The organism is Pseudomonas canadensis, assembly GCF_030980095.1.
Classification (GTDB): domain Bacteria; phylum Pseudomonadota; class Gammaproteobacteria; order Pseudomonadales; family Pseudomonadaceae; genus Aquipseudomonas; species Aquipseudomonas canadensis.
This window is the reverse complement of the sequence record NZ_CP133298.1, coordinates 2,431,489-2,456,292: the sequence shown is the minus strand read 5'-3', so window position 1 is coordinate 2,456,292 and position 24,804 is coordinate 2,431,489. Positions and strand designations below refer to the sequence as shown.

Genomic DNA, 24,804 nt, shown 5'->3' with positions numbered 1-24,804 from the left:
GGCAAAATACATACGGTGCGTATGTGACAAATCATGCTTAACATACGCAGCGTATGTCAATCTTTCCCTTGCCGATTGTGAGCCCAACCATGAGCCGTGCCCGTGCCGTAATGATCGAAGACACCCGCGCCCGGCTGATCGCCAGCGCGCGTCAGGCTTTTGCTACACAAGGTTACGCGAATACATCGATGGACGACTTCACCGCCCGTGCCGGTCTGACCCGAGGGGCGCTGTACCATCACTTTGGAGATAAGAAAGGTTTGCTGGCCGCCGTGGTTGGCCAACTCGACAGCGAGATGGATGCGCGTTTGCAGCGCATTTCAGATGAAGCTGAAGACCCCTGGAGCGGCTTTTGCGAACGTTGTCGTGCCTACTTGCGTATGGCACAGGACGACGAAATCCAGCGAATTGTGTTGCAGGATGCGCCGGCCGTCCTGGGCGACACCGGCGCCCAGCAACATTGCGTGGAGTCATTGCGCCAGTTGCTGGAGGCGCTGATGCAGGCCGAGGCGATCCCCTGCGTCCCGAGCCTTGCACTGGCGCAATTGATCAACGGCAGCCTGGTCAGTACCGCCCTGTGGATCGCCCGGGATGAACACCCGGACGAGCGGCTCGAACAAGGCCTGCAAGGTCTTGAACTGCTGCTACGCGGCCTGAGCCTCACACCAACCGCTTGATCTGCTTGTGCCGCCACACCAACCGGTAATACGCAGTCTGCAAGGCCAGCATTGCCAAGTAGGTCACGGGGAACGCCATCCACACGCCTTCCAGGCCAAAATGCGCGTTGAACAAGTACGCCATCGGCAGTTCGACGCAGAGCACGCAGAAAATCGAGATCACCACCGGCATCAGCACCACGCCGCTGGCACGCATGATCCCGCCAACCACCGCCTGGAAGCCAAAAACCAAGATGCTCCACAGCATGATGTGCAGCAGGTGTTCAGCCTTGACCCGTGCCGCATCGTCGGTAATGAACAGCCCGAGCAACCAGTGGGACAACACATAGCCCAACACAATCAGGCCTCCGGTAAGGCACAGGTTGATCAACAAACCGGTGCGCAGAATCGGCCCGATACGCTCTAACCGCCCAGCACCAATCGCCTGCGCACCGAGGATCGAGGCAGTGATGGCGATCGACAACGCCGGGAACTGCACGTAGTTGACGATCTGCGTCACCGCGCCATACGCCGCCGTGGCCTGGGAGCCGTGGCCGTTGACCAGGGCGAGGATGACCAATTCCGACAGTGACAGCACCACCATCTGCAGGCCGGTAGGCAAGCCGATGCGCAGGACTTTGCCGAGAATCACAGGGTCCAGGCGCAAGGCCGCGAGCAGTTCGCGGTCCGGCGCCATCACATGGTTTTTATGCCGAAGGCGCAAGATCAAAAACAGCATGGCCAACGCGTTGCCCACCAGCCCGGCATACACCGCGCTCTGGATGCCCATGGGCGGCAGGCCGATCCAGCCCCCAATCAGTGCCGGCGTGAGCAGCAGGCCGACCAGGGTCGACACCATCAGCGCCAGCAACGGCGAGATCGTGTCGCTGACGCCGCGCAGCAACTGGGTGTAGAGGATGAACACCAGCAACAACGGCATGATCAGCATCATCTTCTGGGCATAGCCAACCGCATCGTCCAGCACATCAACCGGCGTGCCCAACGCCTGCAATGCGGGACGCGCAAACAGACTGCCCAGCACCGCCGCGGTCACCCCCACCAGCGCCCCCAACGTCAGGGTTGCGCCAGTGATCACCTTGACCATCGCCGTTTCCTGCGCCCCCCAGGCCTGGCCGATCAGCACCGAGGCGCCCGCCCCCAGGCCGATCACCAGGGCAATGAAGAAAAACACGATGGGAAACATGCCCGACACCGCCGCCAGCGCCTGGGTGCCGAGCATCTGCCCGACATAGATACCGTTGAGCGTGCCGGAAAAACTTTGCAGGAAGTTGGACAGCACCATGGGTGCCAGAAAGATCAGGTAGATCTGCCACAACGGCCGTTGTTGAGTGACTTCCATGAGGGTAGGGATCCAGGAATGGTGATCAGACTGGGAACGCGTTGCGCGTCAGCCAAGCCAGGTAGGTTTGCACGTCCACCGGCCAGTGCGCGATCTTGCCGGAAAAGTCCGTTGCGTCAAACGCAAACAGCGCGCGCGAAGCCTCTTCGAAACCGGGCAGGTCGCCGCCGATGGCGCTCATGAAACGATACCCGGCCTCCTTGGCCTGGCGTATCTGATCACGGGAAGCATGGGCAGTGCGAGCTTCATCCACCAGCCGGCGCAACGCAGCCGATGCACCGCCGCGCTGCTGGCCCAGCCATTCCCAATGACGCGGCAATAACGTGACTTCGCGTGCGACCACGCCCAGTTTAGGGCGCCCGACCGAGGGTGCAGCAGGAGGCTCATCGGGTACTTCGGCCTGGAGCGGTTGTGCGGGCGCATAGCCTGCCGGCCAGGGGAAATCGACTTGGAGGCCGGTGGCGTCATCGAATACCAGAAAGCTGCCCGCAGCATGATCAAGACTGGCGAGTATATCGGCAACGTCGGCGTAGGGACCCGCCGCTACACGCTGGTGGCCAACGAAGGCAGTGCACGTAGAAAGGTTTTGCGTAGGCATAGCTATTACCCGGATATTAATTGTTTTACCCGGATTATATTAGCCAAAGTTTTAGGAGATGCAAGGACTCTTGTGGTGAAACTCCTAACGGCTCACCCCTGAGCGGCGAACTAAATCGGATAACGTAGGAATCCAGGTTTTATTCCATCAATTCGCTCGATGGCAGAGTCAGTAATTTCTGATTGGACGCGTGACGGGCCTATCGATAGATTCCCCAGCGAAGATAGCTTTTAGCCATCACCTTTAACTCCCCTGAATATCGAGCTTTCCATGAAAAAACCTGTCTCGTTGGCGATGCGTATCGGACTGGGCTTTGCGTCCATTCTGTCGTTGCTGGTGTTGGTCACTGCCGTCGGTATTCAACGCGTGGGTTTCATCGACAGCACACTCAAGGACGTGGCCGAAAAAGCCGCCGTGGTGCAGCGCTACGCGATCAACTTCCGTGGCAGCGTGCACAACCGCGCCATCGCCATTCGCGATGCGGTACTGGTCAAGGATGAATCGTCGCTCAGCCGTCACCTGGCCGAGATCGACCAGCTCAAGCGCGATTACCAGGACTCCGCAGTGATGATGGATCGCCTGTTCGCCAACACCGTCGCAAGCGCTGCCAGCGCCGAAGAATCCCGTCTTTTGGCGGATATCAAAGCCATCGAGACCCAGGCCCTGGCCTCCACCGAGCGGGTGATCAGCCTGCGTCGCAGCAATGACATCGCCGGCGCCCAGGACTTGCTGCTGGCCCAGTCGTCGGCCCATTACACCGAATGGCTCAAGCGCGTGAATGCCCTGATCGACTTCGAAGAAGCCCAGATCAAGCAACGCCTGGACACTGTGCAAGTCGCCGCCGGTAACTTTGCCGTGCTGATGCTGCTGGCCAGCGCCGTGGCAATCATCTTGAGTGTGCTGGTGTCCTTGTTGATCATCCGCAAGGTCAAGGCCACCCTCGGCGCCGAGCCGGAGGACGTCGCCGAGGCGATCCGCCGCCTGGCCAATGGCGACTTGAACCAGCCCATCGAAACCCGCTACCCCGACAGCGTGATGGGTATTTTGAAAAACGCCCTGGCGCGCCTGGGCGACACCATCACCGAAGTGCGCTCGGCAGCCCAGGCCCTGCGTCACTCCTCGGTCACCCTGTTGTCAGTGGCCAGCGACAACCGTCAGCAGATCACCTTGCAGACCAGCGAGGCCCAGCATGTGGCCGCCGCGATTACGCAAATGGCAGCCTCGGTCAGCGAGGTTTCAGGCTACGCCTCTGCCGCGTCCAAGGCGACCATTCTGGCAGACGCAGAAGTCGAGAGCGGCCACCGCTTGGTGGGCGAAGTGACCGTGGCCATCGAGGAGCTGGCAACCATCCTCGACCAGGCCACCAGCCGGGTCAACCAAGTGTCCAGCGACAGTGAAAACATCGAAACCGTGATCGAAGTGATTAACGCCATCGCCGCCCAAACCAACCTGCTGGCACTCAACGCGGCCATCGAAGCCGCCCGGGCGGGTGAACATGGCCGTGGCTTTGCGGTGGTGGCCGATGAAGTACGGTCGCTGGCGACGCGCACCCAGGAGTCCACCCAGGAGATCCGCGACATGATCGGCAAGCTGCAAAGCGGCACCCAGGAAGCCGCCGACATCATGCAACGCAGCCGCAGCCTGGCCCAGGTCACCGTGGCGCAGACCCGCGACTCCCAGTTGTCATTGGGCAAGATCAGCCAGGAAGTGGGTGCGATCAATGCGATGAACGCGCAGATCGCCAGTGCTTCGGTACAACAAAGCGCGGCGGCGGAAGAAGTCGCGCAGAACGTCACACGCATCCATAGCTCCACCGTGCAATCGGCGGCGGGCTCCGAGCAAGTGGAGCATTCCAATCAGGAACTGGCGGAGCTGGCGGATCGCTTGAGTACCAAGGTGGCGTTTTTCAACGTGGCCTAGGGGCCGCCGGCCCTCTAGCCTCCCTCGGCCAGGCGACCTTCATGCTCGCCGGCCTGCAGGTGCGCCCCGAGCGCATGCGCAAGAACTTCGACATAACCCAGGGCCTGATCGTCACCGAAGCCGTGAGGCGACCGGAAAGGAGGATCAGCCCCAGCTGAGCCAAGTGGGAGAAAGGGTCGCAACTGGCGATGCAAGGTTGAAGACGCAGCCCACGGCACGGGCTGCATTTTCACTTGCATGCACAATCAGGTCACTATTTTGACTGTTTCTCTTTAATCACGTAATTGACATTATCCATATCAAACCTTTCGTCCTCGTAGCCCCTACCGCCCTTATTATTGGTACCTATATCCACTTCTTTCATCAGGCCCGGGCGACGGAGAAGTTCAGCCGCAAGTCGAGATTTATCAGTGGGAGGAGACGCCGCAGCCGCTTCTTTAAGACTATCGAAGCTGATGTAGTCATCTTTGCCCCAATACTGTTTGAATTTATCTTTAAGGGCCCCAAGCAAGTCCACGTCACTCATATTTTCATAATTCAGTGCAGCAGGTTGGTGGGACACCCGCTCAATAGTATCGCGCCCAATCAACCCGTCAGCTTTATCAGCATCGTGGTCGGAATCCAGGTGGCGATTAATCTGCGGCCGACTGAGGATCTCCTTGGCCAACAGGGTCATCCGATCGTCTACGGGGTTGCCAGTCAATGGCCGACCTGCGATTTCACGAAGCGATTGCTGGGTTATCTTGCCATGCTCGTTGGGATTGAAGTAGTCAAAATTATTACCCAACTCTGTCGTCAAATCTGAGTCTTTGGCCTGTTTGAAATTATTCGCGACCTCAGCATTCTGCAGGCTCATGCCGTTCGCTGCCGGTTGATAACTGCGTGCACCATAGTCGCCATATCCATTTTCAACACGACTGCGTTGCATGCCACCGTTAAACCTTGCCGGTCCACCCTGCATGCCACCGTTATACCCTGCTGGTCCACCCTGCATGTACGCTGCCTCCTGGGCCTCGTACGCATAGACCGCCTCATGCGCATCACCCTGGCTGATCAGACCATCTTCATGGCCGCCATGGTTGATACCATCGAGTAAGTTACTCATTCCTGGACGGCTAAGAATCTCCCTTGCCAGCATTGTCATTTGATCGTGAAACGGATCACCGATCAGCGGACGATTGGCAGCATGTTGAAGCGTTTCCTTCGTGACGAAACCGGATTCTCCCTGGAAATAAGGGAAGGCGTTGACAAAGTCTCGCGCCACTAACGAATTGGGGACTGGCCGAGCGGCCTCCATTGAGTTACTCATTGCGGGCTGATAACCAAACCTGGCGCGACCTTCCGACGGGCAAGATTGCGGGTAGTAAGTTTGTGTGGGCTGACCGAAAGGAGTATTTATCATTAAAACACCTCAGATAGTTGATGCAATTAAGCTGACCAACGCCCAAGTCAGCGTTGAATCAACAGCCATCTGTGGCAATTTGTAAAAGGACAGTTCCGTTAAACACGAACAAAAAAATTGATTTTCTGAATAACTAACACGTACCCAGAAAGCCTAGTACTGCCTAAGTAAGCGCCTGATCGTTACCCATTCCACACGCCAGCCGATGGTGCCGGCGATGAGGGATGACAGAGCATTGAATGGAACCTGTGTATGTGCAGTACGGCGGCCAGGTCGGTAACGTGGACCGCCATCGGAACTACCCACCAAAGGTCTGCGAAGGCCTGCGCAATGTCGGATCAAACGGATTGATCCGCGGCCCGATCGCAGCCGCTTCACGCTTGAGCAACTCCACCACCATCGGCAAGCGGCTCGGCCCCAGCCGATCACTGATGGTTGCCACACTCAGCGCCGCCACTGCATGCCCGTCGCGATTGAGGATCGGCACCGCCAACCCCGCCATGCCTTCCAGCACCCCGGTATTGCGTGCCGCATACCCAAGATTGCGCACATTCTCAACTTCCGAGCGCAACAGCACTTCGTCATACAAGTGGAAGTCCTTGAGCCGTGGCAGGTTGAAGCGGATCACCGTCTCGCGCTCTTCCTCCGGCAAGAATGCGAGGATCGCCAGGCTGCCCTGCCCCACGCCCAATGCCACACGCCCGCCGATGTCCCCGGTGAAGGTACGGATCGGGTACGGGCCTTCGCTGCGGTCCAGGCAGATCGCGTCGAAGCCTGAGCGCGCGAGCAAGAACAGCGAATCCCCTAATGACGCACTCAGGCGCAACATGCTCGGCCGCACCAGATCACGCAGGTTACCGGTCTTGCCTGCATTCGCCGCGAGCGCGAAGAACTCCAGGCTCAGGCGATAGCGCTTGCTGCGCGCGTCCTGCTCGACCATGCCTTCGTCCATCAGGCTGCGCAGCAGGCGGTGGGTGGTCGGTTGGGACAAGCCGACCTGTTGCGCGAGCTGGGTCACGCGTTCGCCGCCCTCCGGCACGTCACCCAGGGTGCGCAGCAGCGCGAACAGTCGAGACACCCCACCGGGGCCGACTTCTTTGGCGCTATCATTTCGCTCAGTGGAATCCATAACAACCAATCTCTAAGTAAATTCCGGTGAGTGAATAAATATGAAAATAATAGTTCATTCAGTGAAATACCATCTTCCGCCCATCCTAGTCTTCGTCCTAATCTGCGTCCACAGGGGCGACATGAACAACTAACGGCAGCCGACTCAAGATCGAGCGCCAACGCACCGGCAACACTTCATTCGCTTCTGCCCAAAACAAAAAAGCGCGTTTCGACGCGACTCAAAAAAAGGTGGAACGCAGACATGGCATTTCTCCAACTCCACGCCTTGAGCAAACGCTACGGCGCCGTCGATGCGGTGGTCGCCACCGACCTTGCAGTGGAAAAAGGCGAGTTCGTTTCCCTGCTCGGCCCCTCGGGCTGCGGCAAGACCACCACCCTGCAAATGATCGCCGGCTTCGTTGACGTCAGCGGCGGGCAGATCCTGCTCGACGGTCGCGATATCACCCATGCCAAGCCCGCCAGCCGTGGCCTGGGCGTGGTGTTCCAGAGCTACGCGCTGTTCCCGCACATGAGCGTGCGCGACAACGTTGCCTTCGGCCTGAAGATGCGCAAAGTGCCGACCGCCGAGATCGCCAGCAAGGTTAAGACGGTATTGGAACTGGTACGCCTGGCGCCGCACGCCGACCGATACCCACGTGAGCTGTCCGGCGGCCAGCGCCAACGTGTGGCCCTGGCCCGCGCCCTGGTGATCGAGCCACCGGTGTTGCTGCTGGATGAGCCGCTGTCCAACCTCGACGCCAACCTGCGTGAAGAGATGCAGTTCGAAATCCGCCGCATCCAGTGCGCCGTGGGCATCACCACCTTGATGGTCACCCACGACCAGGCGGAGGCGCTGTCCATCAGCGACCGCGTGGTGGTGATGCAGGCCGGACGTGTGACCCAGATCGACGCGCCGTACAAACTCTACGAACATCCGCGCACACGCTTCATCTCGGACTTCGTCGGCAAGGCCAACCTGTTGCCGGGCGACTATGACCAGCTGGGCACTCCGCAAGTGCGTCACGAAAGCGGTGACGGCGAGCTGACCCTGAGCCTGCGTCCGGAAAAGATCCAACTGGTGGACGCCGGCACCGGCCGACTGCAGGGCAAGGTGCTCGACAGTTACTTTTTTGGTAGCCAATGGCTGTATCGCATCCACACTAGCCTTGGCGAAATCACCGTGGTGCGCAGCAATGACGGCAGCGCGCCGCTCGGTTGCGGGGCGGCGGTGGGCCTGGACTGGCAAGCCAGCCTGCTGCGCGTGTTGGCAGCGGATGAGGTGCGCGCATGAGCCGGGGCTACCTGTTGTCGTTACCCGCCCTGGTGCTGTTTGTCGGGTTGCTGATTCTGCCGCTGGGCCTGACGCTGGTGTTGTCGTTCAACGTGTTCGATTACCAGGTGGGTGTGAAGGCGGATGAATGGACCTTCGCGCATTACCTGTCGTTGTTCAGCGATGCGTACTTCTACGAAATCTTCTGGCGCACCTTCTGGATCAGTGCCTTGGTCACCTTGCTCTGCGTGGTGATCGGCGTGCCCGAGGCGTACATCCTCAGCCGCATGGGTACACCATGGCGCTCGATTTTCCTGATCCTGATCCTCACGCCGCTGCTGATTTCGGTGGTGGTGCGCGCTTTTGGCTGGAGCCTGCTGCTCGGCGCGGACGGGCTGGTGAACCAAGTCATCCAATTCCTTGGCGGGCGCCCGGTGAAGCTGTTGTATACGCCGTTCGCGGTGATCATCGCCCTCGTGCACGTGATGCTGCCGTTCATGATCATCCCCGTGTGGACTTCCCTACAGAAACTCGACCCGTCGGCGGAACAGGCGGCGTTGTCCCTCGGCGCCAGCCAAACCACGGTAATGCGCAGGATTATATTACCGCAGGTGATGCCCGGCGTGCTGTCCGGCACGCTGATCGTGTTCGGCCTGGCCGCCAGTTCCTTTGCGATCCCCGGCCTGCTCGGCGGACGCCGCCTGAAAATGGTCGCGACCGTGGTGTACGACCAGTATCTCTCGGAACTCAACTGGCCCATGGGCGCGACCATCGCGGTGGTGCTGCTGTTGGTCAATCTGCTGATCATGCTGAGCTGGAACCGCATGGTCGAAGGCCGCTACAAAAAGTCCCTGGGGGTTTAAGCACATGTCCAGAAACGGTCCTTTGGCCCTGGGTTTCCATACCCTGGTGGTGCTGTTCATGATGGCGCCGCTGGTGGTGGTATGCCTGGTGGCCTTCACCCCGGAAAACACCTTGAGCCTGCCCACGTCGGGCTTCTCCCTGCGCTGGTTCCGTGCGGTGTTCGAGCGCGCTGACTTTATCCAGGCGTTCTACAACAGCCTGATTCTGGCGTTTACCGCCGCGAGTCTGGCCACCTTGATTGCAGTGCCGGCCGCCTTGGCGATCAGTCGCTATCAGTTTCCGGGGCGCAATTTTTTCAGTGCGTTGTTCCTGTCACCCATCATCATTCCGCACCTGGTGCTCGGCGTGGCGATGTTGCGCCTGTTCGCACTGATGGGCGTGAACGGCAGCTTCACCTGGCTGATGCTGGCGCATGTGGTGATCATCACCCCGTATGTGCTGCGCCTGGTGTTGGCCGCGGCGATCGGGATTGATCGCAGCGCCGAGCAGGCCGCCGAGTCCCTGGGCGCCAGTCGCTTTACGTTGTTTCGCCAGATCACCCTGCCGATGATCCTGCCGGGGGTGGCGGGCGGTTGGTTGCTGGCGTTCATCAACAGTTTCGATGAGGTGACGTTGTCGATCTTCGTCAGCTCGCCGGCGACCCAGACCCTGCCGGTGCGCATGTATGTGTATGCCACCGAATCCATCGACCCGATGATGGCGGCGGTGTCGGCGCTGGTGATTGCACTCACGGCGGCCACCATGATCCTGTTGGACCGGGTCTACGGCCTGGACCGCGTGCTGGTGGGGAAACATTGATGGCCCTGTTCAAACGCCTGGCCGAAACCCAACGCCCTGCCCTGGCCTTCACCCTGGATGGGCAACCCGCCAGCGGTTTGCTCGGTGACACCTTGTTGACCGCCGTGCTGACCTGCGCCGAACACCTGCGCGGCAGTGATTTCAGCGCCGAACGACGGGCCGGTTTCTGCCTGATGGGCGCGTGCCAGGATTGTTGGGTGCGACTTGAAGACGGGCGTCGCGTACGCGCCTGTTCGACGCTATTGGAAGAAGGCCAGGCCATCCGCCGCGATCCGGGGCGCCAGTCATGAAGCCTGTGGTGATTGTGGGCGCAGGCCCGGCCGGGATCAGCGCGGCGCGCACGTTGCTCGACCATGGCATCAGACCTTGCCTGGTGGATGAAAGCCTGCGCGGTGGCGGGCAGATTTATCGGCGTCAGCCACAGGGATTTCAACGCACCGCCAAGCAGCTTTACGGATTTGAAGCACGCAAGGCCGAGGCCGTGCACCGCACAATGGATGAGCTGGCACCGCTGATCGACTACCGCCCGGAAACCCTGGTGTGGAATGCCGAGGACGGGCGCCTGGATATGCTCAACAACGGCCGCGCAGAAAGCATCGAGTACGCGCAACTCATCGTCGCCACAGGCGCCACTGACCGCATCCTGCCCGTACCGGGCTGGACCCTGCCGGGCGTGTACAGCCTTGGCGCGGCGCAAATCGCTTTGAAGTACCAGGGCTGCGCCATCGGTGAGCGCGTGGCGTTTTGTGGCAGCGGGCCGTTGCTCTATCTGGTCGCCTATCAATACGCCAAGGCTGGGGCCAAGGTGGTGGCGGTGCTCGACAGCGCGCCGTTCAGTGCCCAATACCGTGCCTTGCCCGCGTTGCTCGGACAACCGACGACCTTGGCCAAAGGCTTGTATTACCGCGCCTGGCTGACGGCCCATGGGATTCCCGTGCATCAGGGCGTCACGCTTAAACAGATCGACGGAACGCAACGGGTCAGCGGCATTCAATGGGGTGATCAGACTCTGCCGTGCGACGCCGTGGCTTTCGCCCATGCCCTGCGCAGCGAGACGCAACTGGCGGACTTGCTTGGCTGTGAGTTCACCTGGAATGCCCTTAACCGCGCGTGGCTGCCACAACGGGACAGCGCCGGACGCAGCAGCGTCAACGGCGTGTACCTGGCGGGCGATGGGGCCGGGATCATGGGCGCGGACGCCGCGCAAATGGCCGGTGAACGTGCAGCACTGGCGGTGCTGGAGGACTCGGGTGTTGCCATCGATCAGCGCCGCCCTGCTGTGCTGGAGCAACAATTGGCGGCCATCCAACGCTTTCGTCATGGTTTGGAAACCGCGTTCCCTTTTCCAGAGAACTGGGCAGTCGAAGCCCCCGATGAATTGATCCTCTGTCGCTGCGAAGAAGTCCGCGTCGGCGACGTGCGCGCGGTGGTGGATGAGGGCCACTGGGAGATCAACCGCGTCAAGGCCCACTGTCGGGTCGGCATGGGCCGCTGCCAAGGCCGGATGTGCGGGTTGGCGGCGGCGGAAATTGTCGCAGAGCGCAGTGGCCGGGCCATCAAAAACGTCGGCCGCTTGCGGGGCCAGGCACCAATCAAGCCGCTGCCGTTTGGCGTGGAGGTGCAGCCGTGATTGATGTCATCGTATTGGGAGGCGGGATTGTCGGCGCGTCGGCCGCGCTGATGCTGGCGCAGAAAGGCCAGCGCGTGGCGCTGGTGGAGCGAGATTTCTGCGGCTCACACTCCAGCGGCGTCAACTACGGCGGCGTGCGGCGCCAGGGTCGGCCCTTGCATCAGTTGCCACTGTCGCAGCGTGCCCACCAACTGTGGGCAGACTTGCCGGGATTAATCGGTATCGATGGCGAATACGTACGTTCCGGGCATTTGAAACTGGCGCGCAGTCACGCAGATTTCGGCGCCTTACAAGCGTATGCCGAGCAGACACAAGGATTTGACTTGGGCTTGCAGTTGCTGGATTACGTCGAGCTGCGCGCGCGATTCCCCTGGGTCGGTGACATCGCCGTCGGTGCCTCGCTGTGCCCGGAAGACGGCCACGCCAACCCCCGCCTAGTGTCGCCCGCCTTTGCCCGCGCGGCGAAACAACGCGGCGCTCACCTGTATGAACAGTCGCTGGTCACGCGTATCGAGCATGACGGCCAGGACTTCCAGGTGCACTGCGCCAACGGTCTGCATCTACAAGCACCGTGGCTGCTCAATTGCGCCGGGGCGTGGGCAGGTGCGGTGGCCGAACAGTTTGGCGAAGCGGTGCCTATGACCTCGGCACACCCGGCGATGCTGGTCACTGAGCCCTTGCCGGTGGTGATGGACGTGAGCACGGGCGTCGAAGGTGGCGGGATCTATGCGCGACAGGTTGCCCGGGGCAATTGCATCCTCGGCGGCGGTCGCGGCTTTGCCCTCGGCCCGCAGCAAGCGCGACCAGGGCAAGCTGCGGTGCTGGAGATTCTGCGCAATGCCGGCGAGCTTTACCCGTTTCTCAAGGGTGCCCAGGCCATCCGCACCTGGAGCGGCACCGAAGGTTACCTCCCCGATCATGAACCGGTGATCGGCCCCAGCAGCACCCAACCCGGCTTGCTCCACGGTTTCGGCTTTGCCGGCGCCGGGTTCCAGCTTGGTCCCGCCGTCGGTGAAGCCCTGGCAGAGATCGTCTGCACCGGTGCCAGCCGCCAACCTATCGAAGTGTTTTCCATCCGTCGTTTCCAAGCCTGAGAGGAAAAACATCCATGAACCCACGTATTGCGCTGTCCTGCTTGTCCCTCGCCCTGCTCGCCTCAACGGCGCACGCCGCGCCCACGCTGTACCTGGGCATGAACGGCGGCACCATGGAACGGGTCTACGCCGACAAGGTGCTGCCCGCGTTCGAAAAGGCCAATAACGTCAAGGTGGTGATCGTGCCCGGCACCTCGTCGGACATCCTTGCCAAGGTCCAGGCCAACAAAGACAACCCGCAGATGCACGTGATGTTCCTTGACGACGGCATCATGTACCGCGCAATTTCCATGGGGTTGTGCGACAAGCTGGCGCCAAGCCCGACCCTGGAGCAGATCCCTACCAAGGCGAAGATCAAGGAACAAGCCGTGGCCGTGACCCTCGGCGTCACCGGCCTGGGCTACAACGCCAAGATGTTCAAGGAAAAAGGCTGGGCCGCGCCCACCTCCTGGATGGACCTGGCCGACCCGCGCTTCAAGGACAAAGTGGTGTTCCAGTCCCTGGCCTCCTCCACCTTCGGCCTGCATGGCTTCCTGATGTTCAACCGCATCCAGGGCGGTGACGAAACCAACGTCGACCCGGGCTTCAAGGCCTGGCCAAAAACCGTTGGCCCCAACGTGCTGGAATACATCGCCAGCTCCGCAAAGATCTCCGAAATGGTGCAGACCGACGAAGCCGCGATTTTCCCGCTCACCCCGACCCAAGTCGCCACCCAGAAACTGCTCGGTGTGCCCATGGAATATGCGCAACCCAAGGAGGGTGCGGTGGTGCTGAACGTGGCTGAGTGCGTGATTGCCCGCAACGACCAGCCGGAACTGGCGCAGAAGCTCGCCGCGTTTTTGCTGACCGCCGAAGCCCAGGCCCCGGCGCTGGAAGAAGGCGATCAGATCCCGTCTAACCCGACCACGCCGACCACCGACAAGACCCGCGCCCGGGTAGAAGCGATGCAAGGTTATTTGCAGACCGCTATTTCGATTGATTGGGACCAGGTCAACCAGGCGCGGCCGGAGTGGAATGCACGGTGGAGTCGGTCTATCGAACGTTAATCAAGGGGAATAATCGGCAGCGCGCGTTTGTGCGCTGTCTTGCTGTACGCGCCCTCGACTAAGGTTCTCACCCGCTCGCTCACCGGTTCGCCCATCAGGTAGGCGTCGATTTCTGCGTAAGTGCAGCCGTAAGCGTGTTCATCCAGCTTGCCCGGCACAAGCTCTTCCAGGTCGGCAGTCGGGTGTTTGTGCACCAACTTGTCGGGGGCGCCGAGGGCCGTGGCGAGCAGGCGCACCTGGGTTTTGGTCAGGCCCGACAGTGGCGCCAGGTCGCAGGCGCCGTCACCGAACTTGGTGAAAAACCCCATCAACGCCTCGGCGCCGTGGTCAGTGCCGACCACCAGGCCGTTGTGCAGGTTGGCCACGGCGTACTGGGCGATCATCCGTGCGCGTGCCTTGACGTTGCCCTTGATGAAATCGACATGGGTGACACTGGCCTCGGTAGCGGTCAGGCTGGCCATGAGTCCGTCGACGCTGGCGGCGATGTTGAGGGTGTCGATCTGGTCCGGGGTGATGAAGTCCAGGGAGGCCTGGGCATCGCTTTCGTCGGCTTGGGTTTTGTAGGGCAGGCGCATGGCGATGAAGCGCGCGGCGTAGTCTTCGTCGCGCAGTTGCTCTACGGCCAACTGGCACAAACGGCCAGCCGTGAGGGAGTCAACGCCACCGCTGATGCCCAGTACCAACGCCTTGCTGCCGGAGCCGAGCAAGGTGGTCTTGATGAAATCTATGCGCCGTTGGATTTCCTTCGACTCACCGCCTTTGACCAGTTGCCGATTGATGTTCAGTTCCTGTGCGATACGTTCTTGCATGTCACACCTCCACGCTGCCGACATTGAACACTTGTGCTGCATACTGCAAAAACGAGGCGTCTTCGCAAACGTTCTTGATCGGGTCATCCGAGAATTTCACCACCGGTTCGCCGTGCACCCGCACCAGTTTCATCACGATGCTCAGCGGTTCGACGCCCTCCACATCGCAGGCCAGGCTGGTACCCATGCCAAAGCCGAATTTGGCCTTGCCACGCACGTGACGCAGGATCGGCAGGCATTTTTCGAAGTTCAAGCCGTCGGAGAACATCAAGTCCTTGGTCATCGGATCGATGCCCAGCTGCTTGTAGCGCGCCAGCACCTTGTCAGCCCAGACGATGGGGTCACCGGAGTCCTGGCGCAGGCCGTCATACAGTTTGGCGAAGTAAAGGTCGAAGTCCTTGAGGAAAAAGTCGGTGCTGATGCAGTCAGTCAAGGCAATGCCGAGACGGCCACGGTATTCGCGCACCCAGTTTTCCAGCGCGGCGTTCTGGCTTTCGCGCAGGCGGCCCAGTTGCTGGTGCACCATCAGCCATTGGTGCGCCATGGTGCCGATCAGCGGCAGGTCGAATTCGTAGGCCAGGTGCGCATTGCTGGTGCCGACGAACTGGCCGGGAAAGTCGCGGCGCATGATGTCGACCACTTCACGCTGGGCCTTGAACGACAGGCGGCGCCGGGTGGAAAAGTCAGACACACGCAGGTCGGCGAGTTCTTCGCGGCTGAGGTTTTTCTGCAGCCAGTCGAATTTCTGGTAGAGCTTGCGGGTGACATCTTCCAGGGTCACGTCGGGGTATTTGCTGCGGTTGCGCAGCTCACTGACCAGGGCCAGGACCGGCTGTTCGAACATGATGCAGTGCAGCATCGGGCCGACCACGCGGATGTTGAGTTGGCCGTCGATTTCGCTGACGTGGATGTAGCGCAGGTTGAAGCGGAATAGACCGAGGAATCGCTCGTAGTCCGGGGTGAGGTATTCGCGAAAGCGTGGATTGAACAGAAAGCGCAGCTCACCTTCGCGCATACGCAGGCTGGCGAGTCGCTCCAACTCGGCACGAATTTCGGGAATCAGGTGGCCGAGCTTTTCCTTGGACCGCACGATGAAGTTGTACTCCACATCGACATTGGGGTACTGGTGCAACACGGCCTGCATCATGGTGAAGGTGTAGTAGTCGGTGTCGAGCAACCCCTGGATAACGGGCGTTTCGTAGTCGTAGGCACTTTCCATGGTATGTCTCCTTAACGCGCGGCCATCGCGGCCAGTTCTTCGCGGGTGCTGCTGATGACGGCACCGGCCTTGAGTAACTCGTTGACCGCCTGTACACCGCCCTCCTGCGTAATGCCTCTGCACGCCGGCAAGTGCAGAACCACTTCCAGGCCTGCCTTGAGCAGTTGCAATGCGGTGGTCTTGACGCAGTAGTCCAAAGCCAGGCCGCCGACGATCACGCGGGTCACGCCCTGGGCTTTCAGGTACTCGATCACGCCGGTAGAGAGTTTGTCGTGCAGGTCGTGGTAGCAGGCGCCGTAGGGGTGCAGGTCGGGTTCGACGCCTTTCCAGATGAAGTAGTCGTAGTCATAAGGCGTAGGTAATTCGTCGAGCAAAGTGAAACCCTCGGTGCCGGGTACGCAATGGCTGACCCAGGTCACATCGGCGTGGGTCAGGCCGGTGGCTTGCAGCATCTCGCTGTGCTGCGACACCACCCAGGGCGCATGCGGGGTGTGAGCGTCTTTGCTGCCGACGCGATGGCCCGCCAGACTCGCCATGTAGTTGAGCTCGGCACCAATCTGGTCGCCGCCGGCCACAGGCAATTCGTTGGGGCACAGCGGCGTGAAGCTTTTCTGGGCGTCTACGTCGAATGAAGCGATGGCGGATATCGAGAGGGTCATGGTGGTTCTCCTGTGGCCTGGAAACAAAAGTACACGTCATGTACTTTCATTGCAAGAAACATCTGGTTATCTATCCTGGAGCAAGTCCATGACATATCTGCTCGATTCGTTAGACTGTGTGTCATCGCTGTCTAGAAGGACGTCAACATGCCCCTGAGCCCCTACCTCCACACCGTCGACCTGTGCGTATTGTTTTATTGCCGCGCCTGCGGGGAACTGAAATTGCTGCTGAACAAACGCGACGCCGAGCCCTTCGCCGGGCACTGGGCGCTGCCGGGCGTGGTGGTGAATGGCGGCGTGCAAGATCTGAGCCTCAAGGACGCGGTGGAGCGCTTGCGCGCGAGTGACAAGGTCGGACTTGATCTGGCCTGGAGCGAGCAAGTGGGCACGGTGGGGGATGCGTTTCGTGATCCGCGCTGCTGGTCATCGTCCACTTACTACCTGGCGATCGTGGCGGATGAGGTAGAGCTGGGTGAGCATCAGGCCTGGTTTTCACTGGCGGGGGTGGCGGATGGCAGCATCAAGCTGCCGTTCGATCACAACAGCATCGTGGCCGCCGTGCAGGAACGCTTGTTTTCCAAATCGCTGTACAGCAGCTTGCCGCTGATGTTCCTGGGCGATGAATTCAGCGCGCCGGAAGCGACCACGATCTTTTCCCTGGTGCTGGCGCGGCCGGTATTGAAGACCAGTATTCGCCAGCGCTTGCTGAAGCTGACTGAAGCGGGGTACCTGCGCGAGACGGGGCGCAAGAAGAATGGTGAAGGCGGCAGGCCCCAGGCGACGGTGGAGAAACTGAAGCCTGGGGACATTTATTTCTTTGATCGCAGTTTTGCCGAGTGAACCACCCCCTGTAGGAGCCGGCTTGCCGGCGATGGCGGCCTTGGGCATTGCGCAGTTTTCAAGGGCGTCATCGCCGGCAAGCCGGCTCCTACAAGGTTTTTTGGGTCAGCTCATCCAGTTGCCGCCATCGACGTTGTAAGTCTGGGCCACCACGTAGTCGGACTCTTTCGAGGCCAGGAACACCGCCATCCCGGTCAGATCCTCCGCCGTGCCCATCCGCCCAAATGGTACTTCGCCCCCTACCCGCTTTTTCTTCTCGCCAGGCGCCAACCCTTCATGCTTGGCAAACAATGCATCCACCCCATCCCAATGCTCGCCATCCACCACACCCGGTGCGATGGCGTTGACGTTGATCCCCTGCTTGATCAAATTCAACCCCGCCGATTGCGTCAAACTGATCACCGCCGCCTTGGTCGCGCAGTAGATTGCCACCAACGGCTCGCCGCGGCGTCCGGCCTGGCTGGCCATGTTGATGATCTTGCCGCCATGGCCCTGGCTGATCATCTGCCGTGCGGCGGCCTGCAAGGTGAAGAGCGTGCCGGCGACATTGATCGAGAACAGCCGTTCGTAGCTGTCGCGGGTGATATCGACAATGGGCGCCAGGTCGAACAGCGCGGCGTTGTTGACGAGGATATCCAGCTTGCCAACCTGGGCGACCACTGCGGCAATCGCACCGTCGATGGACGCCTGGTCGGTGACATCCATGGCGACGGCATACGCCTGTGGGCCCAGCTCAGCCGCCGTGGCCTGGGCCCGTTGCAGGTTGATGTCGGCGATGGCCACGGTGGCGCCTTCGGCGATGTAGGCCTGGGCAAAGGCGCGGCCGATGCCACGCGCCGATCCGGTGATCAGCGCGCTCTTGCCTTCAAGTCGTTTCATGAAAAAGTCCTGTTGAAGTTATTTCGGGTAGCCGGCGCGTTTCATTTCGCGCTCGGTGGTGGACTGGGCTTCCAGCAGGGCTTGGTCAACCGACATGCCACCGGTCAGCGCCGCAGAGAACAGCTTTCCGACCGAAGTGCCAATGGCCTGGAACTCGGGAATGGTCACGTACTGGATGCCCACGTACGGCACCGGCTTGGCCGAAGGGTGCGCGGGATCGGCGTGCTTCATCATTTCCAGGGTCACCTGGGCGAATGGGGCAGCCTTCAAGTACGCCTCGCTGTAGGTAGATTGTCGGGTGCCCGGCGGTACGTTGGTGATGCCTTCTTTATCAGCGACCAGCTGGATGTACTCCTTGGACGTCGCCCAACTAATGAAGGCCTTGGCAGCGTCCTTGTGCTTGGACGTGGCCGGAATTGCCAGGGACCAGGCATACAGCCACGAAGAACCTTTATCGGTGACTTCGGTAGGCGCGGCAGCGAAACCGACGCTGTCGGCGACCTTGCTCTGGCTCTTGTCGGTGGTGAAGGAACCGGCGACGCTGGCATCGACCCAGATCGCGCATTTGCCGCTGTTGAACAGCGCCAGGGTTTCGTTGAAACCATTGCTGGACACACCCGGCGGGCCGTATTGCTTGAGGGTGTTGACATAGAAGTTGGCGGCCGCCGTCCACTCGGGGCTGGTCAGCTCGGGCTTCCACTGCTCGTCGAACCAGCGTGCACCAAAGGCATTGGCCATGGTGCTCAGCAAGGCGATGTTCTCGCCCCAGCCGGCCTTGCCGCGCAGGCACATGCCGTATTGGCCCTTGTCCTTGACGGTGAGCTTGGCGGCGAACTCGCCGAGCTGCGTCCAGGTAGGATGCGCGGGCATGCTCAACCCGGCCTGCTTGAACAGGTCGGTGCGGTAGTAGGTGACGGTGCTTTCGCCGTAGAACGGCAAGGCGTACAGGGTGTTGTTGACCGACAGGCCCTGGCGTACCGAGGGGAAGATATCGTCGGCGTCATAATCGGCCGGAAGTTGGGTCAGGGGTTCCAGCCAGTGCTTGGCGCCCCAGAGTGGGGTTTCGTAGGTGCCGATGGTCAGCACGTCGAACTGCCCGCCTTGGGTGGCGATATCGGTGGTGAGGCGCTGGCGCAGCACGTTTTCTTCCAGCACCACCCAGTTGAGCTTGATGTCCGGGTGCTGTGCTTCGAACACCTTGGACAGGCGCTGCATGCGGATCATGTCGCTGTTGTTGACCGTGGCGATGGTCACGGTGTCGGCGGCGTGGCTGGGCATGGCCAGCGTCAGGCTGGAAAGCAGGAACAACGCTTCCGGGAGCTTGGACATAGCGGTTTCTACCTGTTGTTTTTGTTGTTGAGGGCCGATTACAGCAGCTTGGCCAAGCCCCCACAAACGCCTGGAGGATGGGCGACTGATACTTTTTTAACCTGGATATGAACGTTAAAAAAGTATCAGTGCCAGGCAAAACCAGGGGTAGCGCGCCCATGACTGAGGCGCGTATTTTGGAGCGATTCCAAGAATCATAAGAATCCCGCCATGCCCATCAGCCGCGCCAAGCTGTTCGAGCACCGCCCCGCCGAACTCGAAGTGATCCTGCCCGAGCCGGACCACTGCTTCCGCTGGTTCGAACATGACTACCCCTACGACCTGGCGCGCTGGAACCACCATCCCGAATTTGAAATCCATCTGATCCGCCAAGGCAGCGGCAAACTGGTCGCGGGCGACTACATTGGTGCGTTCAGTGCCGGGCATGTGGCGCTGATTGGCCCCGACCTGCCCCATGACTGGATCGGTGAGCTCGCCCCCGGCGAATACCTGAGCGGGCGCGACGTGGTGTTGCAATTCGACGGTGCCGCCCTCCTCGCCCTGCGCAAGACCCTGCCGGAACTCGGTGACCTGCAACCGCTGTTCGAGCGTGCCCGGCGCGGGCTGGAATTCACCGGCGACACCGCGTTGCAGGCTGCGCACTTGATGGAAGCCATCGGCGCCGCCCACGGCCTGCAACGCTTGATCCTGTTCCTGCAACTGCTCGACACCCTGAAGAACGCCCCGACACAACAGGCCAAGGCCCTGGCCAGCCCATGCTATGCACCGACGTTGGATGCACGCAGCGCCGAACGTATCAACAAGGCGTTTGACTATCTGATGCGCGAGCTGACCGGCGATGTTCGCCTGTCGGTGATCGCGCAACAGTTGGAGATGAGCGAGCCGGGCTTCTCACGCTTCTTCAAGCGCAACACCGGCCACGGCTTCATCGACCTGATGCGCAAGTTCCGGGTGCAGCGCGCCTGCCGATTGCTGTTGCAAAGCGACATGTCGGTGGCGGATATCTGCTTTGAAGTGGGCTACGCCAACCTGTCGAATTTCAACCGGCACTTCCGTATCGAAATGCACCAGACGCCGAGTGACTATCGACGGGAAACAGCGATGCACCTGTTCCAACGCATTGAAAAAATGACACCCAATCAATTCTGACCAAAAGGTCGACTAAATCCCGTTTTTTTCAATTTGATCAACCCATTGAGCAAACTTGGTACAGCCTGTGCAAACGTTTGCGGTACGAACTTGCCTGCCAAGTTCACCCTTACCCGGAGAATCGGGTTCAAACCGCGTACGAATAGGGATTTTCAATGCACTCCACCTCAAGGCGTCCTGCCTCCTTTGGTGTTTCCTTGCTACTGGCCGCCGTTACGGGAGTACTCAGCGCCCCCATTTTGGCGCAGGAAAAACCCGTGGATGACTCAGCACAGGGCGAAACCCTCAGCCCGCAAGCCAGCCCGGCGAAAAAAGGCGCGTACCTGTCGGAATGGTTCAACCAGGACCTGACATTGATTGGCAGCAAAGACATCAGCTTCGGCCCCAAGCCACAGGATGATGTCTACCTGGAATACGAGTACTTCGGCCGCAAAGGGCCGTTCGAGTTGTACGGCTATGTCGACGTGCCGAAGATTCTCACCATCGGTAACAGTAATGACAAAGGCGTGTGGGACCATGGCTCGCCAGTGTTCATGGAGCACGAACCGCGTATCTCCATCGACTACCTGGCGGGCCGTAGCCTGGCCTTCGGCCCGTTCAAGGAATGGTATGTAGCGTTCGACTGGATCTACGACCATGGCAGCCGCAAGGAAAACCGCGCCAACACCTTATACAGCGGCCTCGGCACCGACATCGACACCCATTCGCGGGTGAACCTGTCGGCCAACTTCTACGGGCGCTACCAGTGGGAAAACTACGGCGCCAGCAATGAATATTCATGGGATGGCTACCGTGCGCAGATGAAGTACATCGTGCCCATCGGCAAATTCGATAACGGCGCCTCGCTGACCTACATCGGCTTCACCAACTACGATTTCGGCTCCGACCTGCACAAGGACAACCCGGCGCGCACCGCCAACTCGCTGGTCGCGACCAATGTGTTGCTGTACTCGTTCACCCACCTGCGTTTCACCCTGGTCGGCCGTTACTTCCATAACGGCGGCAACTGGGAAGACGGCAGTGAGTTGAATTTCGGCGAAGGCAACTTCCGCGCCCGTTCCGACGGCTGGGGTTACTACGCCGGCGTGGGCTACCAATTCTGATAGAGGAGCTTTAGATGAACGCGTTTACACGTTTCTCCATGGCGGTCGGCCTGGCGCTGCTGCCCCACGTGGTGCTGGCCGATACCGCACCGATCAAACCCAAGGTGATGCTGATCACCATGTTCGCCCCTGAGGCGCAAACCTGGATTGATCGCCTGGAGCTCAAGCAGGAAGTCCGCGTGCCAGGGCTGTCCGCCGAATACCCGGTGATCCGTTGCAACACCCAGGACGTGTGCCTGCTGGTCACTGGCATGGGCCAGACCAACGCCGCCGCGTCCACGCTGGCTTTGGCCTTGTCGCCCAAATTCGACCTGCGCCAGAGTTATTTCCTGATCGCCGGGATCGCCGGCATCAGCCCCAAGCACGGCACCATCGGCACCGCAGCCTGGGCCCATTACCTGGTGGAATTCGGCACCCAGTGGGAGCTGGACTCACGGGATGCGCCCAAGGATTGGCCGACGGGCTATATCGGCATCAACACCAAAGGTCCCAACGAAAAACCACCGTTGGACTACAAGACCGAAGTGTTTGAGCTGAACCCCAAGTTGCAGGCCAAGGCGTTTGCCTTGTCACAAAAAGTGGAGCTGACCGAAAGCAAGGAGTCCGCCGCCTGGCGTAAACACTACCCCGCCGCCCCGGCCAATCAACCGCCGCAAGTCACCCGCTGCGACACCCTGGCGGGCAACACCTGGTTTTCCGGTACACGCCTGAGCGAACGCGCCGAAGTCTGGACCAAGTTGCTGACCGACAACAAAGGTGAATACTGCACCACCCAACAGGAAGACAACTCCACCTACGAAGCCCTGCTGCGCGCCAGTCGCGAAGGTCTGGTGGATATCCAGCGCCTGGCGGTGGTGCGTGCAGGCTCGGACTTCGACCGTCCGTACCCTGGCTACAGCGAAGTGGACAACCTGCTGAAGTACGCGGATCAGGGCGGTTTTGTGCCGGCGCTGGAAAACCTGTACCGCACGGGCAACCCGTTGGTACAGGCGATCCTCAAGAATTGGTCGGCGTGGAAGAACGGTGTTCCCGAGGCCTGACCACCAGGATCAAGGCAGGAAGATGATTTTGTCTGCGCTGCCTTGATTCACGGCCTCATAGCACTGCACCCCATCGGCCAGCGCCACTTCATGCAGGCCGGTGGGCAACGGCAACAAGCCCTCATCAAAGAAACGCCCGAACTGCTCCAGCATTACCGCGCATTGCTCGCAGTTGTAGAGCAACGAGTTGATCCCCACCACCGAGCCGCCTTTGCGGTACAGCGCCAGCGCCGGCAGTTGTACATGACCGTCCACCGGCGCGGCGATGATCGCGATGCGACCGAACGGCGCCAAACCTGCAACGGCCGCCGGCAGCCAGAAACCGGTGGTGTCGAAGATCACATCAGCGCCGCCCTTGAATACCGCATTGACCTGCGCACCGAGCTCTTCCGGTTTGCCTAAGGTAACCGCTTCACAACCTTGCGCCTGCAATACCTCGGCCTGCTCTGGCCGACGTACAGCGGCCAGCACCTGGGCGCCACGGATTTTTGCCAGGGCCAGGGTGGCGCTGCCGACCGCGCCATTGGCACCGATCACCAACAGGCGCGTGCCTTGGGTCACACCACTGCGCTCGAGGGCGTCCCAGGCGGTGGTATAGGGCACACCGAGGCTGGCGGCCTGGGCAAAACTCAAATGGCTGGGCTTATGCGCCACGCCCTTGGCCGGCACAGTGAGGTACTGGGCGTGGGAACCGTCGGCAAAAAAACCCAGGTCACGGCCAGTGCCCCAAACCTCTTGGCCCAGCAGTTCCTGCGGTCCCTCCACCACCACACCGGCAAAATCACGACCGGGAATGCGCGGCAAAGTGGTGTAGGGAAAGCGACCAAGCACGTTTTTGACGTCACTGGGGTTAAGGCCGGCGGCCTTGACCTGCACCAGTACTTCACCGGCGGCCGGCACCGGGGTGGCGACATCAACGAAGCGCAGGGCGGCGAGGTCGCCGGTGGCGGAAAATTGCAGTGCTTTCATGGCCAATATCCATCGAAGTGAAAAAAGAGATCAGGAGAACCAAGTGCTCACCAGCTGTCGCCCCATGGGCCAGAGCTTTTCACCCAGCAACATGCCCATCAGGCCCACCAGGGCGATGGCCGGCGGTGCGGGCGAACGGAAATCCAAGGCGCCATAGATCACGCCGACAAACAGGCCGATGGCGAGGGAAATCAAGTAGTTCATGGGGGTAGCGCCTTGTGGGTGGATGCGCTCAGTGTAGAGGGCACCTTCCTGAAGCATCGGCCAAGTGCTTCAGAATTTCGGCCAACTCCTCAGCCGATGTACTGCGAAGGCGCTATACCGAGTTCGCGGCGGAACATGTCGCTGAAACTGCTGGGGGAATAGCCGAGGGAGCGTGCGATCGCACTGACTGGCTGGCCCTGGATCAACTCCGCCACCGCCGTGGCCAATTGCACCTGGCGGCGCCATTCGGCAAAGCCCATGCCCAGGTTATTCTGAAACAGCCGCGACAAGGTACGCACACTGGCTCCGGCGGCTTCGGCATGCTGTTCGAAAGCAATCTCCAGCGATGGCGCAGCCATGACCGCCTGGCACGCACTGATCAGTCGACGGTCGGCATCCACCGGCATCGCGATGCGGATCTGCGAGCGGCGCGCCCGCTGCAATTCCAGCAAGGCCAGGCTGACCACGGCGTCGTAATACGCCGCATCGCCGTTATCGCCCTGGTCCACCAGCGTGACGATCAGTTCACGCAGCAACCCACCGACCTCGATCACCTGCACCTGGCTGTCCAATGTGGCCGCCAGTGCCGGACGCAAGTAGATATTGCGCATCTGCAAATCCGACACCACGCGAATTCCGTGTTCCACCCCGGGCGGCAGCCAGACGGCACGCTGCGGCGGCACCACCAGGGCTTCGCGCGGCGTCTCGACCCACATCACGCCGCTCATGGCGTAGAGCAATTGGCCCCAGTCATGGCTGTGGGGCTCAACGTACAGTCCACGCGGATAGGTACGCGCCAAGGGCTGCACGGGGACGGCGTGATCACTGAGGTCGGGAGGCGCAGCCAGGGCCATGA

Annotated in this window: 25 protein-coding genes and 1 pseudogene; 14 read left to right on the top strand and 12 right to left on the bottom strand. The window is 60.7% G+C overall.

From position 1 onward, the window contains the following. Positions 1-89: 89 nt before the first annotated feature. Positions 90-677 carry a TetR/AcrR family transcriptional regulator gene (locus RB216_RS11495; RefSeq protein ID WP_308908710.1) on the top strand — a complete coding sequence of 196 codons (588 nt, stop codon included), beginning with the start codon at positions 90-92 and terminating at the stop codon, positions 675-677. Here RB216_RS11495 and RB216_RS11490 read toward each other — a convergent pair. Together RB216_RS11490 and RB216_RS11485 are read right to left on the bottom strand one after the other, a co-directional pair. Then, entirely contained in the window at positions 661-2,016 is a 1,356-nt protein-coding gene (locus tag RB216_RS11490; RefSeq protein ID WP_236318744.1) for an MATE family efflux transporter, read from the bottom strand. The genes RB216_RS11495 and RB216_RS11490 overlap by 17 nt on opposite strands. A 25-nt stretch (positions 2,017-2,041) precedes the next feature. Beyond that, positions 2,042-2,614 (bottom strand): DUF2239 family protein, encoded by a 573-nt coding sequence (locus tag RB216_RS11485; RefSeq protein ID WP_122684437.1) that lies wholly within the window; start codon positions 2,612-2,614, stop codon positions 2,042-2,044. Between the two features lie 270 nt (positions 2,615-2,884). Here RB216_RS11485 and RB216_RS29850 point away from each other — a divergent pair. Both RB216_RS29850 and RB216_RS29845 read left to right on the top strand, forming a co-directional pair. Continuing rightward, positions 2,885-3,409: pseudogene (locus RB216_RS29850) on the top strand (MCP four helix bundle domain-containing protein); the annotation flags it as partial. A 66-nt stretch (positions 3,410-3,475) separates the two neighbouring features. Then, positions 3,476-4,534 (top strand): methyl-accepting chemotaxis protein, encoded by a 1,059-nt coding sequence (locus RB216_RS29845; RefSeq protein ID WP_372514804.1) that lies wholly within the window; start codon positions 3,476-3,478, stop codon positions 4,532-4,534. A gap of 253 nt (positions 4,535-4,787) precedes the next feature. Here RB216_RS29845 and RB216_RS11475 read toward each other — a convergent pair whose 3' ends face one another. Further along, positions 4,788-5,936, bottom strand: coding sequence for a hypothetical protein (locus tag RB216_RS11475; RefSeq protein WP_308908709.1), 1,149 nt, complete (start codon positions 5,934-5,936; stop codon positions 4,788-4,790). A gap of 298 nt (positions 5,937-6,234) precedes the next feature. After that, positions 6,235-7,065: an IclR family transcriptional regulator gene (locus RB216_RS11470; protein WP_028619825.1), complete on the bottom strand. Its 831-nt coding sequence runs from the start codon at positions 7,063-7,065 to the stop codon at positions 6,235-6,237. Between the two features lie 243 nt (positions 7,066-7,308). Here RB216_RS11470 and RB216_RS11465 point away from each other — a divergent pair, with 243 nt between their 5' ends. Genes RB216_RS11465 through RB216_RS11435 form a run of 7 tightly spaced genes read left to right on the top strand, consistent with a single transcriptional unit; the run spans position 7,309 to position 13,748 of the window. Next, the gene (locus RB216_RS11465) at positions 7,309-8,337 is read left to right on the top strand and encodes an ABC transporter ATP-binding protein (protein ID WP_028619824.1); all 1,029 of its coding nucleotides are present in this window, start codon (positions 7,309-7,311) and stop codon (positions 8,335-8,337) included. After that, a complete protein-coding gene (locus RB216_RS11460) occupies positions 8,334-9,179 on the top strand; it encodes an ABC transporter permease (protein WP_308908708.1) in 846 nt (281 codons plus the stop codon). Before RB216_RS11465 ends, RB216_RS11460 begins: the two co-directional genes overlap by 4 nt. A gap of 4 nt (positions 9,180-9,183) precedes the next feature. Continuing rightward, entirely contained in the window at positions 9,184-9,978 is a 795-nt protein-coding gene (locus tag RB216_RS11455) for an ABC transporter permease (RefSeq protein WP_028619822.1), read from the top strand. Beyond that, the gene (locus tag RB216_RS11450) at positions 9,978-10,268 is read left to right on the top strand and encodes a (2Fe-2S)-binding protein (protein ID WP_028619821.1); all 291 of its coding nucleotides are present in this window, start codon (positions 9,978-9,980) and stop codon (positions 10,266-10,268) included. Before RB216_RS11455 ends, RB216_RS11450 begins: the two co-directional genes overlap by 1 nt. Beyond that, positions 10,265-11,608 (top strand): FAD/NAD(P)-dependent oxidoreductase, encoded by a 1,344-nt coding sequence (locus RB216_RS11445; protein ID WP_308908707.1) that lies wholly within the window; start codon positions 10,265-10,267, stop codon positions 11,606-11,608. The genes RB216_RS11450 and RB216_RS11445 overlap by 4 nt, the downstream gene beginning before the upstream one ends. Beyond that, entirely contained in the window at positions 11,605-12,702 is a 1,098-nt protein-coding gene (locus RB216_RS11440) for an NAD(P)/FAD-dependent oxidoreductase (protein WP_308908706.1), read from the top strand. Before RB216_RS11445 ends, RB216_RS11440 begins: the two co-directional genes overlap by 4 nt. 14 nt (positions 12,703-12,716) lie before the next feature. Further along, positions 12,717-13,748, top strand: a complete 1,032-nt coding sequence (locus tag RB216_RS11435) for an ABC transporter substrate-binding protein (RefSeq protein ID WP_122684421.1) — start codon at positions 12,717-12,719, stop codon at positions 13,746-13,748. Here RB216_RS11435 and nadE read toward each other — a convergent pair. Genes nadE through RB216_RS11420 form a run of 3 tightly spaced genes read right to left on the bottom strand, consistent with a single transcriptional unit; the run spans position 13,745 to position 16,435 of the window. Beyond that, entirely contained in the window at positions 13,745-14,557 is an 813-nt protein-coding gene (gene nadE, locus RB216_RS11430) for an NAD(+) synthase (protein ID WP_308908705.1), read from the bottom strand. The two genes, RB216_RS11435 and nadE, sit on opposite strands and share 4 nt — an antisense overlap. Before the next feature lies 1 nt (position 14,558). Then, the gene (gene pncB, locus RB216_RS11425) at positions 14,559-15,776 is read right to left on the bottom strand and encodes a nicotinate phosphoribosyltransferase (RefSeq protein WP_308908704.1); all 1,218 of its coding nucleotides are present in this window, start codon (positions 15,774-15,776) and stop codon (positions 14,559-14,561) included. An 11-nt stretch (positions 15,777-15,787) separates the two neighbouring features. Beyond that, positions 15,788-16,435: a nicotinamidase gene (locus tag RB216_RS11420; RefSeq protein ID WP_028619815.1), complete on the bottom strand. Its 648-nt coding sequence runs from the start codon at positions 16,433-16,435 to the stop codon at positions 15,788-15,790. A gap of 147 nt (positions 16,436-16,582) precedes the next feature. Between RB216_RS11420 and RB216_RS11415 the strand changes: the two genes are divergently transcribed. Continuing rightward, entirely contained in the window at positions 16,583-17,275 is a 693-nt protein-coding gene (locus RB216_RS11415; protein ID WP_122684417.1) for an NUDIX hydrolase, read from the top strand. A 105-nt stretch (positions 17,276-17,380) separates the two neighbouring features. Here the strand turns inward: RB216_RS11415 and RB216_RS11410 are convergent, their stop codons facing one another. Both RB216_RS11410 and RB216_RS11405 read right to left on the bottom strand, forming a co-directional pair. Continuing rightward, positions 17,381-18,154 (bottom strand): L-iditol 2-dehydrogenase, encoded by a 774-nt coding sequence (locus tag RB216_RS11410; protein ID WP_028619813.1) that lies wholly within the window; start codon positions 18,152-18,154, stop codon positions 17,381-17,383. A gap of 18 nt (positions 18,155-18,172) precedes the next feature. Further along, a complete protein-coding gene (locus tag RB216_RS11405) occupies positions 18,173-19,432 on the bottom strand; it encodes an ABC transporter substrate-binding protein (RefSeq protein WP_236318746.1) in 1,260 nt (419 codons plus the stop codon). 261 nt (positions 19,433-19,693) lie between these two features. On the opposite strand from RB216_RS11405, the gene RB216_RS11400 reads away from it, so the two are divergent. The 3 genes from RB216_RS11400 to RB216_RS11390 all read left to right on the top strand — a co-directional run bounded on the left by RB216_RS11400 (position 19,694) and on the right by RB216_RS11390 (position 22,775). Further along, entirely contained in the window at positions 19,694-20,632 is a 939-nt protein-coding gene (locus tag RB216_RS11400) for an AraC family transcriptional regulator (RefSeq protein ID WP_123476620.1), read from the top strand. A gap of 155 nt (positions 20,633-20,787) precedes the next feature. Beyond that, positions 20,788-21,735 carry a nucleoside-specific channel-forming protein Tsx gene (locus RB216_RS11395; RefSeq protein ID WP_028619810.1) on the top strand — a complete coding sequence of 316 codons (948 nt, stop codon included), beginning with the start codon at positions 20,788-20,790 and terminating at the stop codon, positions 21,733-21,735. Between the two features lie 14 nt (positions 21,736-21,749). Beyond that, positions 21,750-22,775: a purine-nucleoside phosphorylase gene (locus RB216_RS11390; RefSeq protein WP_122555194.1), complete on the top strand. Its 1,026-nt coding sequence runs from the start codon at positions 21,750-21,752 to the stop codon at positions 22,773-22,775. 9 nt (positions 22,776-22,784) lie between these two features. Here RB216_RS11390 and RB216_RS11385 read toward each other — a convergent pair whose 3' ends face one another. From RB216_RS11385 to RB216_RS11375, 3 genes are all read right to left on the bottom strand, one after another. Beyond that, a complete protein-coding gene (locus RB216_RS11385) occupies positions 22,785-23,744 on the bottom strand; it encodes a quinone oxidoreductase family protein (RefSeq protein WP_028619808.1) in 960 nt (319 codons plus the stop codon). 30 nt (positions 23,745-23,774) lie between these two features. Further along, complete coding sequence (locus RB216_RS11380) at positions 23,775-23,948, bottom strand: DUF1427 family protein (protein WP_122684409.1); 174 nt, start codon at positions 23,946-23,948, stop codon at positions 23,775-23,777. An 89-nt stretch (positions 23,949-24,037) separates the two neighbouring features. Continuing rightward, positions 24,038-24,802: an AraC family transcriptional regulator gene (locus RB216_RS11375; protein ID WP_028619807.1), complete on the bottom strand. Its 765-nt coding sequence runs from the start codon at positions 24,800-24,802 to the stop codon at positions 24,038-24,040. Positions 24,803-24,804 lie beyond the last annotated feature (2 nt).

Excerpts from the sequence above, each read along its gene's own strand:
- RB216_RS11495 (WP_308908710.1), top strand. The coding sequence starts at position 90 with ATGAGCCGTGCCCGTGCCGTAATGATCGAAGACACCCGCGCCCGGCTG.
- RB216_RS11490 (WP_236318744.1), bottom strand. The coding sequence starts at position 2,016 with ATGGAAGTCACTCAACAACGGCCGTTGTGGCAGATCTACCTGATCTTT.
- RB216_RS11485 (WP_122684437.1), bottom strand. The coding sequence starts at position 2,614 with ATGCCTACGCAAAACCTTTCTACGTGCACTGCCTTCGTTGGCCACCAG.
- RB216_RS29845 (WP_372514804.1), top strand. The coding sequence starts at position 3,476 with ATGCTGCTGGCCAGCGCCGTGGCAATCATCTTGAGTGTGCTGGTGTCC.
- RB216_RS11475 (WP_308908709.1), bottom strand. The coding sequence starts at position 5,936 with ATGATAAATACTCCTTTCGGTCAGCCCACACAAACTTACTACCCGCAA.
- RB216_RS11470 (WP_028619825.1), bottom strand. The coding sequence starts at position 7,065 with ATGGATTCCACTGAGCGAAATGATAGCGCCAAAGAAGTCGGCCCCGGT.
- RB216_RS11465 (WP_028619824.1), top strand. The coding sequence starts at position 7,309 with ATGGCATTTCTCCAACTCCACGCCTTGAGCAAACGCTACGGCGCCGTC.
- RB216_RS11460 (WP_308908708.1), top strand. The coding sequence starts at position 8,334 with ATGAGCCGGGGCTACCTGTTGTCGTTACCCGCCCTGGTGCTGTTTGTC.
- RB216_RS11455 (WP_028619822.1), top strand. The coding sequence starts at position 9,184 with ATGTCCAGAAACGGTCCTTTGGCCCTGGGTTTCCATACCCTGGTGGTG.
- RB216_RS11450 (WP_028619821.1), top strand. The coding sequence starts at position 9,978 with ATGGCCCTGTTCAAACGCCTGGCCGAAACCCAACGCCCTGCCCTGGCC.
- RB216_RS11445 (WP_308908707.1), top strand. The coding sequence starts at position 10,265 with ATGAAGCCTGTGGTGATTGTGGGCGCAGGCCCGGCCGGGATCAGCGCG.
- RB216_RS11435 (WP_122684421.1), top strand. The coding sequence starts at position 12,717 with ATGAACCCACGTATTGCGCTGTCCTGCTTGTCCCTCGCCCTGCTCGCC.
- nadE (WP_308908705.1), bottom strand. The coding sequence starts at position 14,557 with ATGCAAGAACGTATCGCACAGGAACTGAACATCAATCGGCAACTGGTC.
- pncB (WP_308908704.1), bottom strand. The coding sequence starts at position 15,776 with ATGGAAAGTGCCTACGACTACGAAACGCCCGTTATCCAGGGGTTGCTC.
- RB216_RS11420 (WP_028619815.1), bottom strand. The coding sequence starts at position 16,435 with ATGACCCTCTCGATATCCGCCATCGCTTCATTCGACGTAGACGCCCAG.
- RB216_RS11415 (WP_122684417.1), top strand. The coding sequence starts at position 16,583 with ATGCCCCTGAGCCCCTACCTCCACACCGTCGACCTGTGCGTATTGTTT.
- RB216_RS11410 (WP_028619813.1), bottom strand. The coding sequence starts at position 18,154 with ATGAAACGACTTGAAGGCAAGAGCGCGCTGATCACCGGATCGGCGCGT.
- RB216_RS11405 (WP_236318746.1), bottom strand. The coding sequence starts at position 19,432 with ATGCCCAGCCACGCCGCCGACACCGTGACCATCGCCACGGTCAACAAC.
- RB216_RS11400 (WP_123476620.1), top strand. The coding sequence starts at position 19,694 with ATGCCCATCAGCCGCGCCAAGCTGTTCGAGCACCGCCCCGCCGAACTC.
- RB216_RS11395 (WP_028619810.1), top strand. The coding sequence starts at position 20,788 with ATGCACTCCACCTCAAGGCGTCCTGCCTCCTTTGGTGTTTCCTTGCTA.
- RB216_RS11390 (WP_122555194.1), top strand. The coding sequence starts at position 21,750 with ATGAACGCGTTTACACGTTTCTCCATGGCGGTCGGCCTGGCGCTGCTG.
- RB216_RS11385 (WP_028619808.1), bottom strand. The coding sequence starts at position 23,744 with ATGAAAGCACTGCAATTTTCCGCCACCGGCGACCTCGCCGCCCTGCGC.
- RB216_RS11380 (WP_122684409.1), bottom strand. The coding sequence starts at position 23,948 with ATGAACTACTTGATTTCCCTCGCCATCGGCCTGTTTGTCGGCGTGATC.
- RB216_RS11375 (WP_028619807.1), bottom strand. The coding sequence starts at position 24,802 with ATGGCCCTGGCTGCGCCTCCCGACCTCAGTGATCACGCCGTCCCCGTG.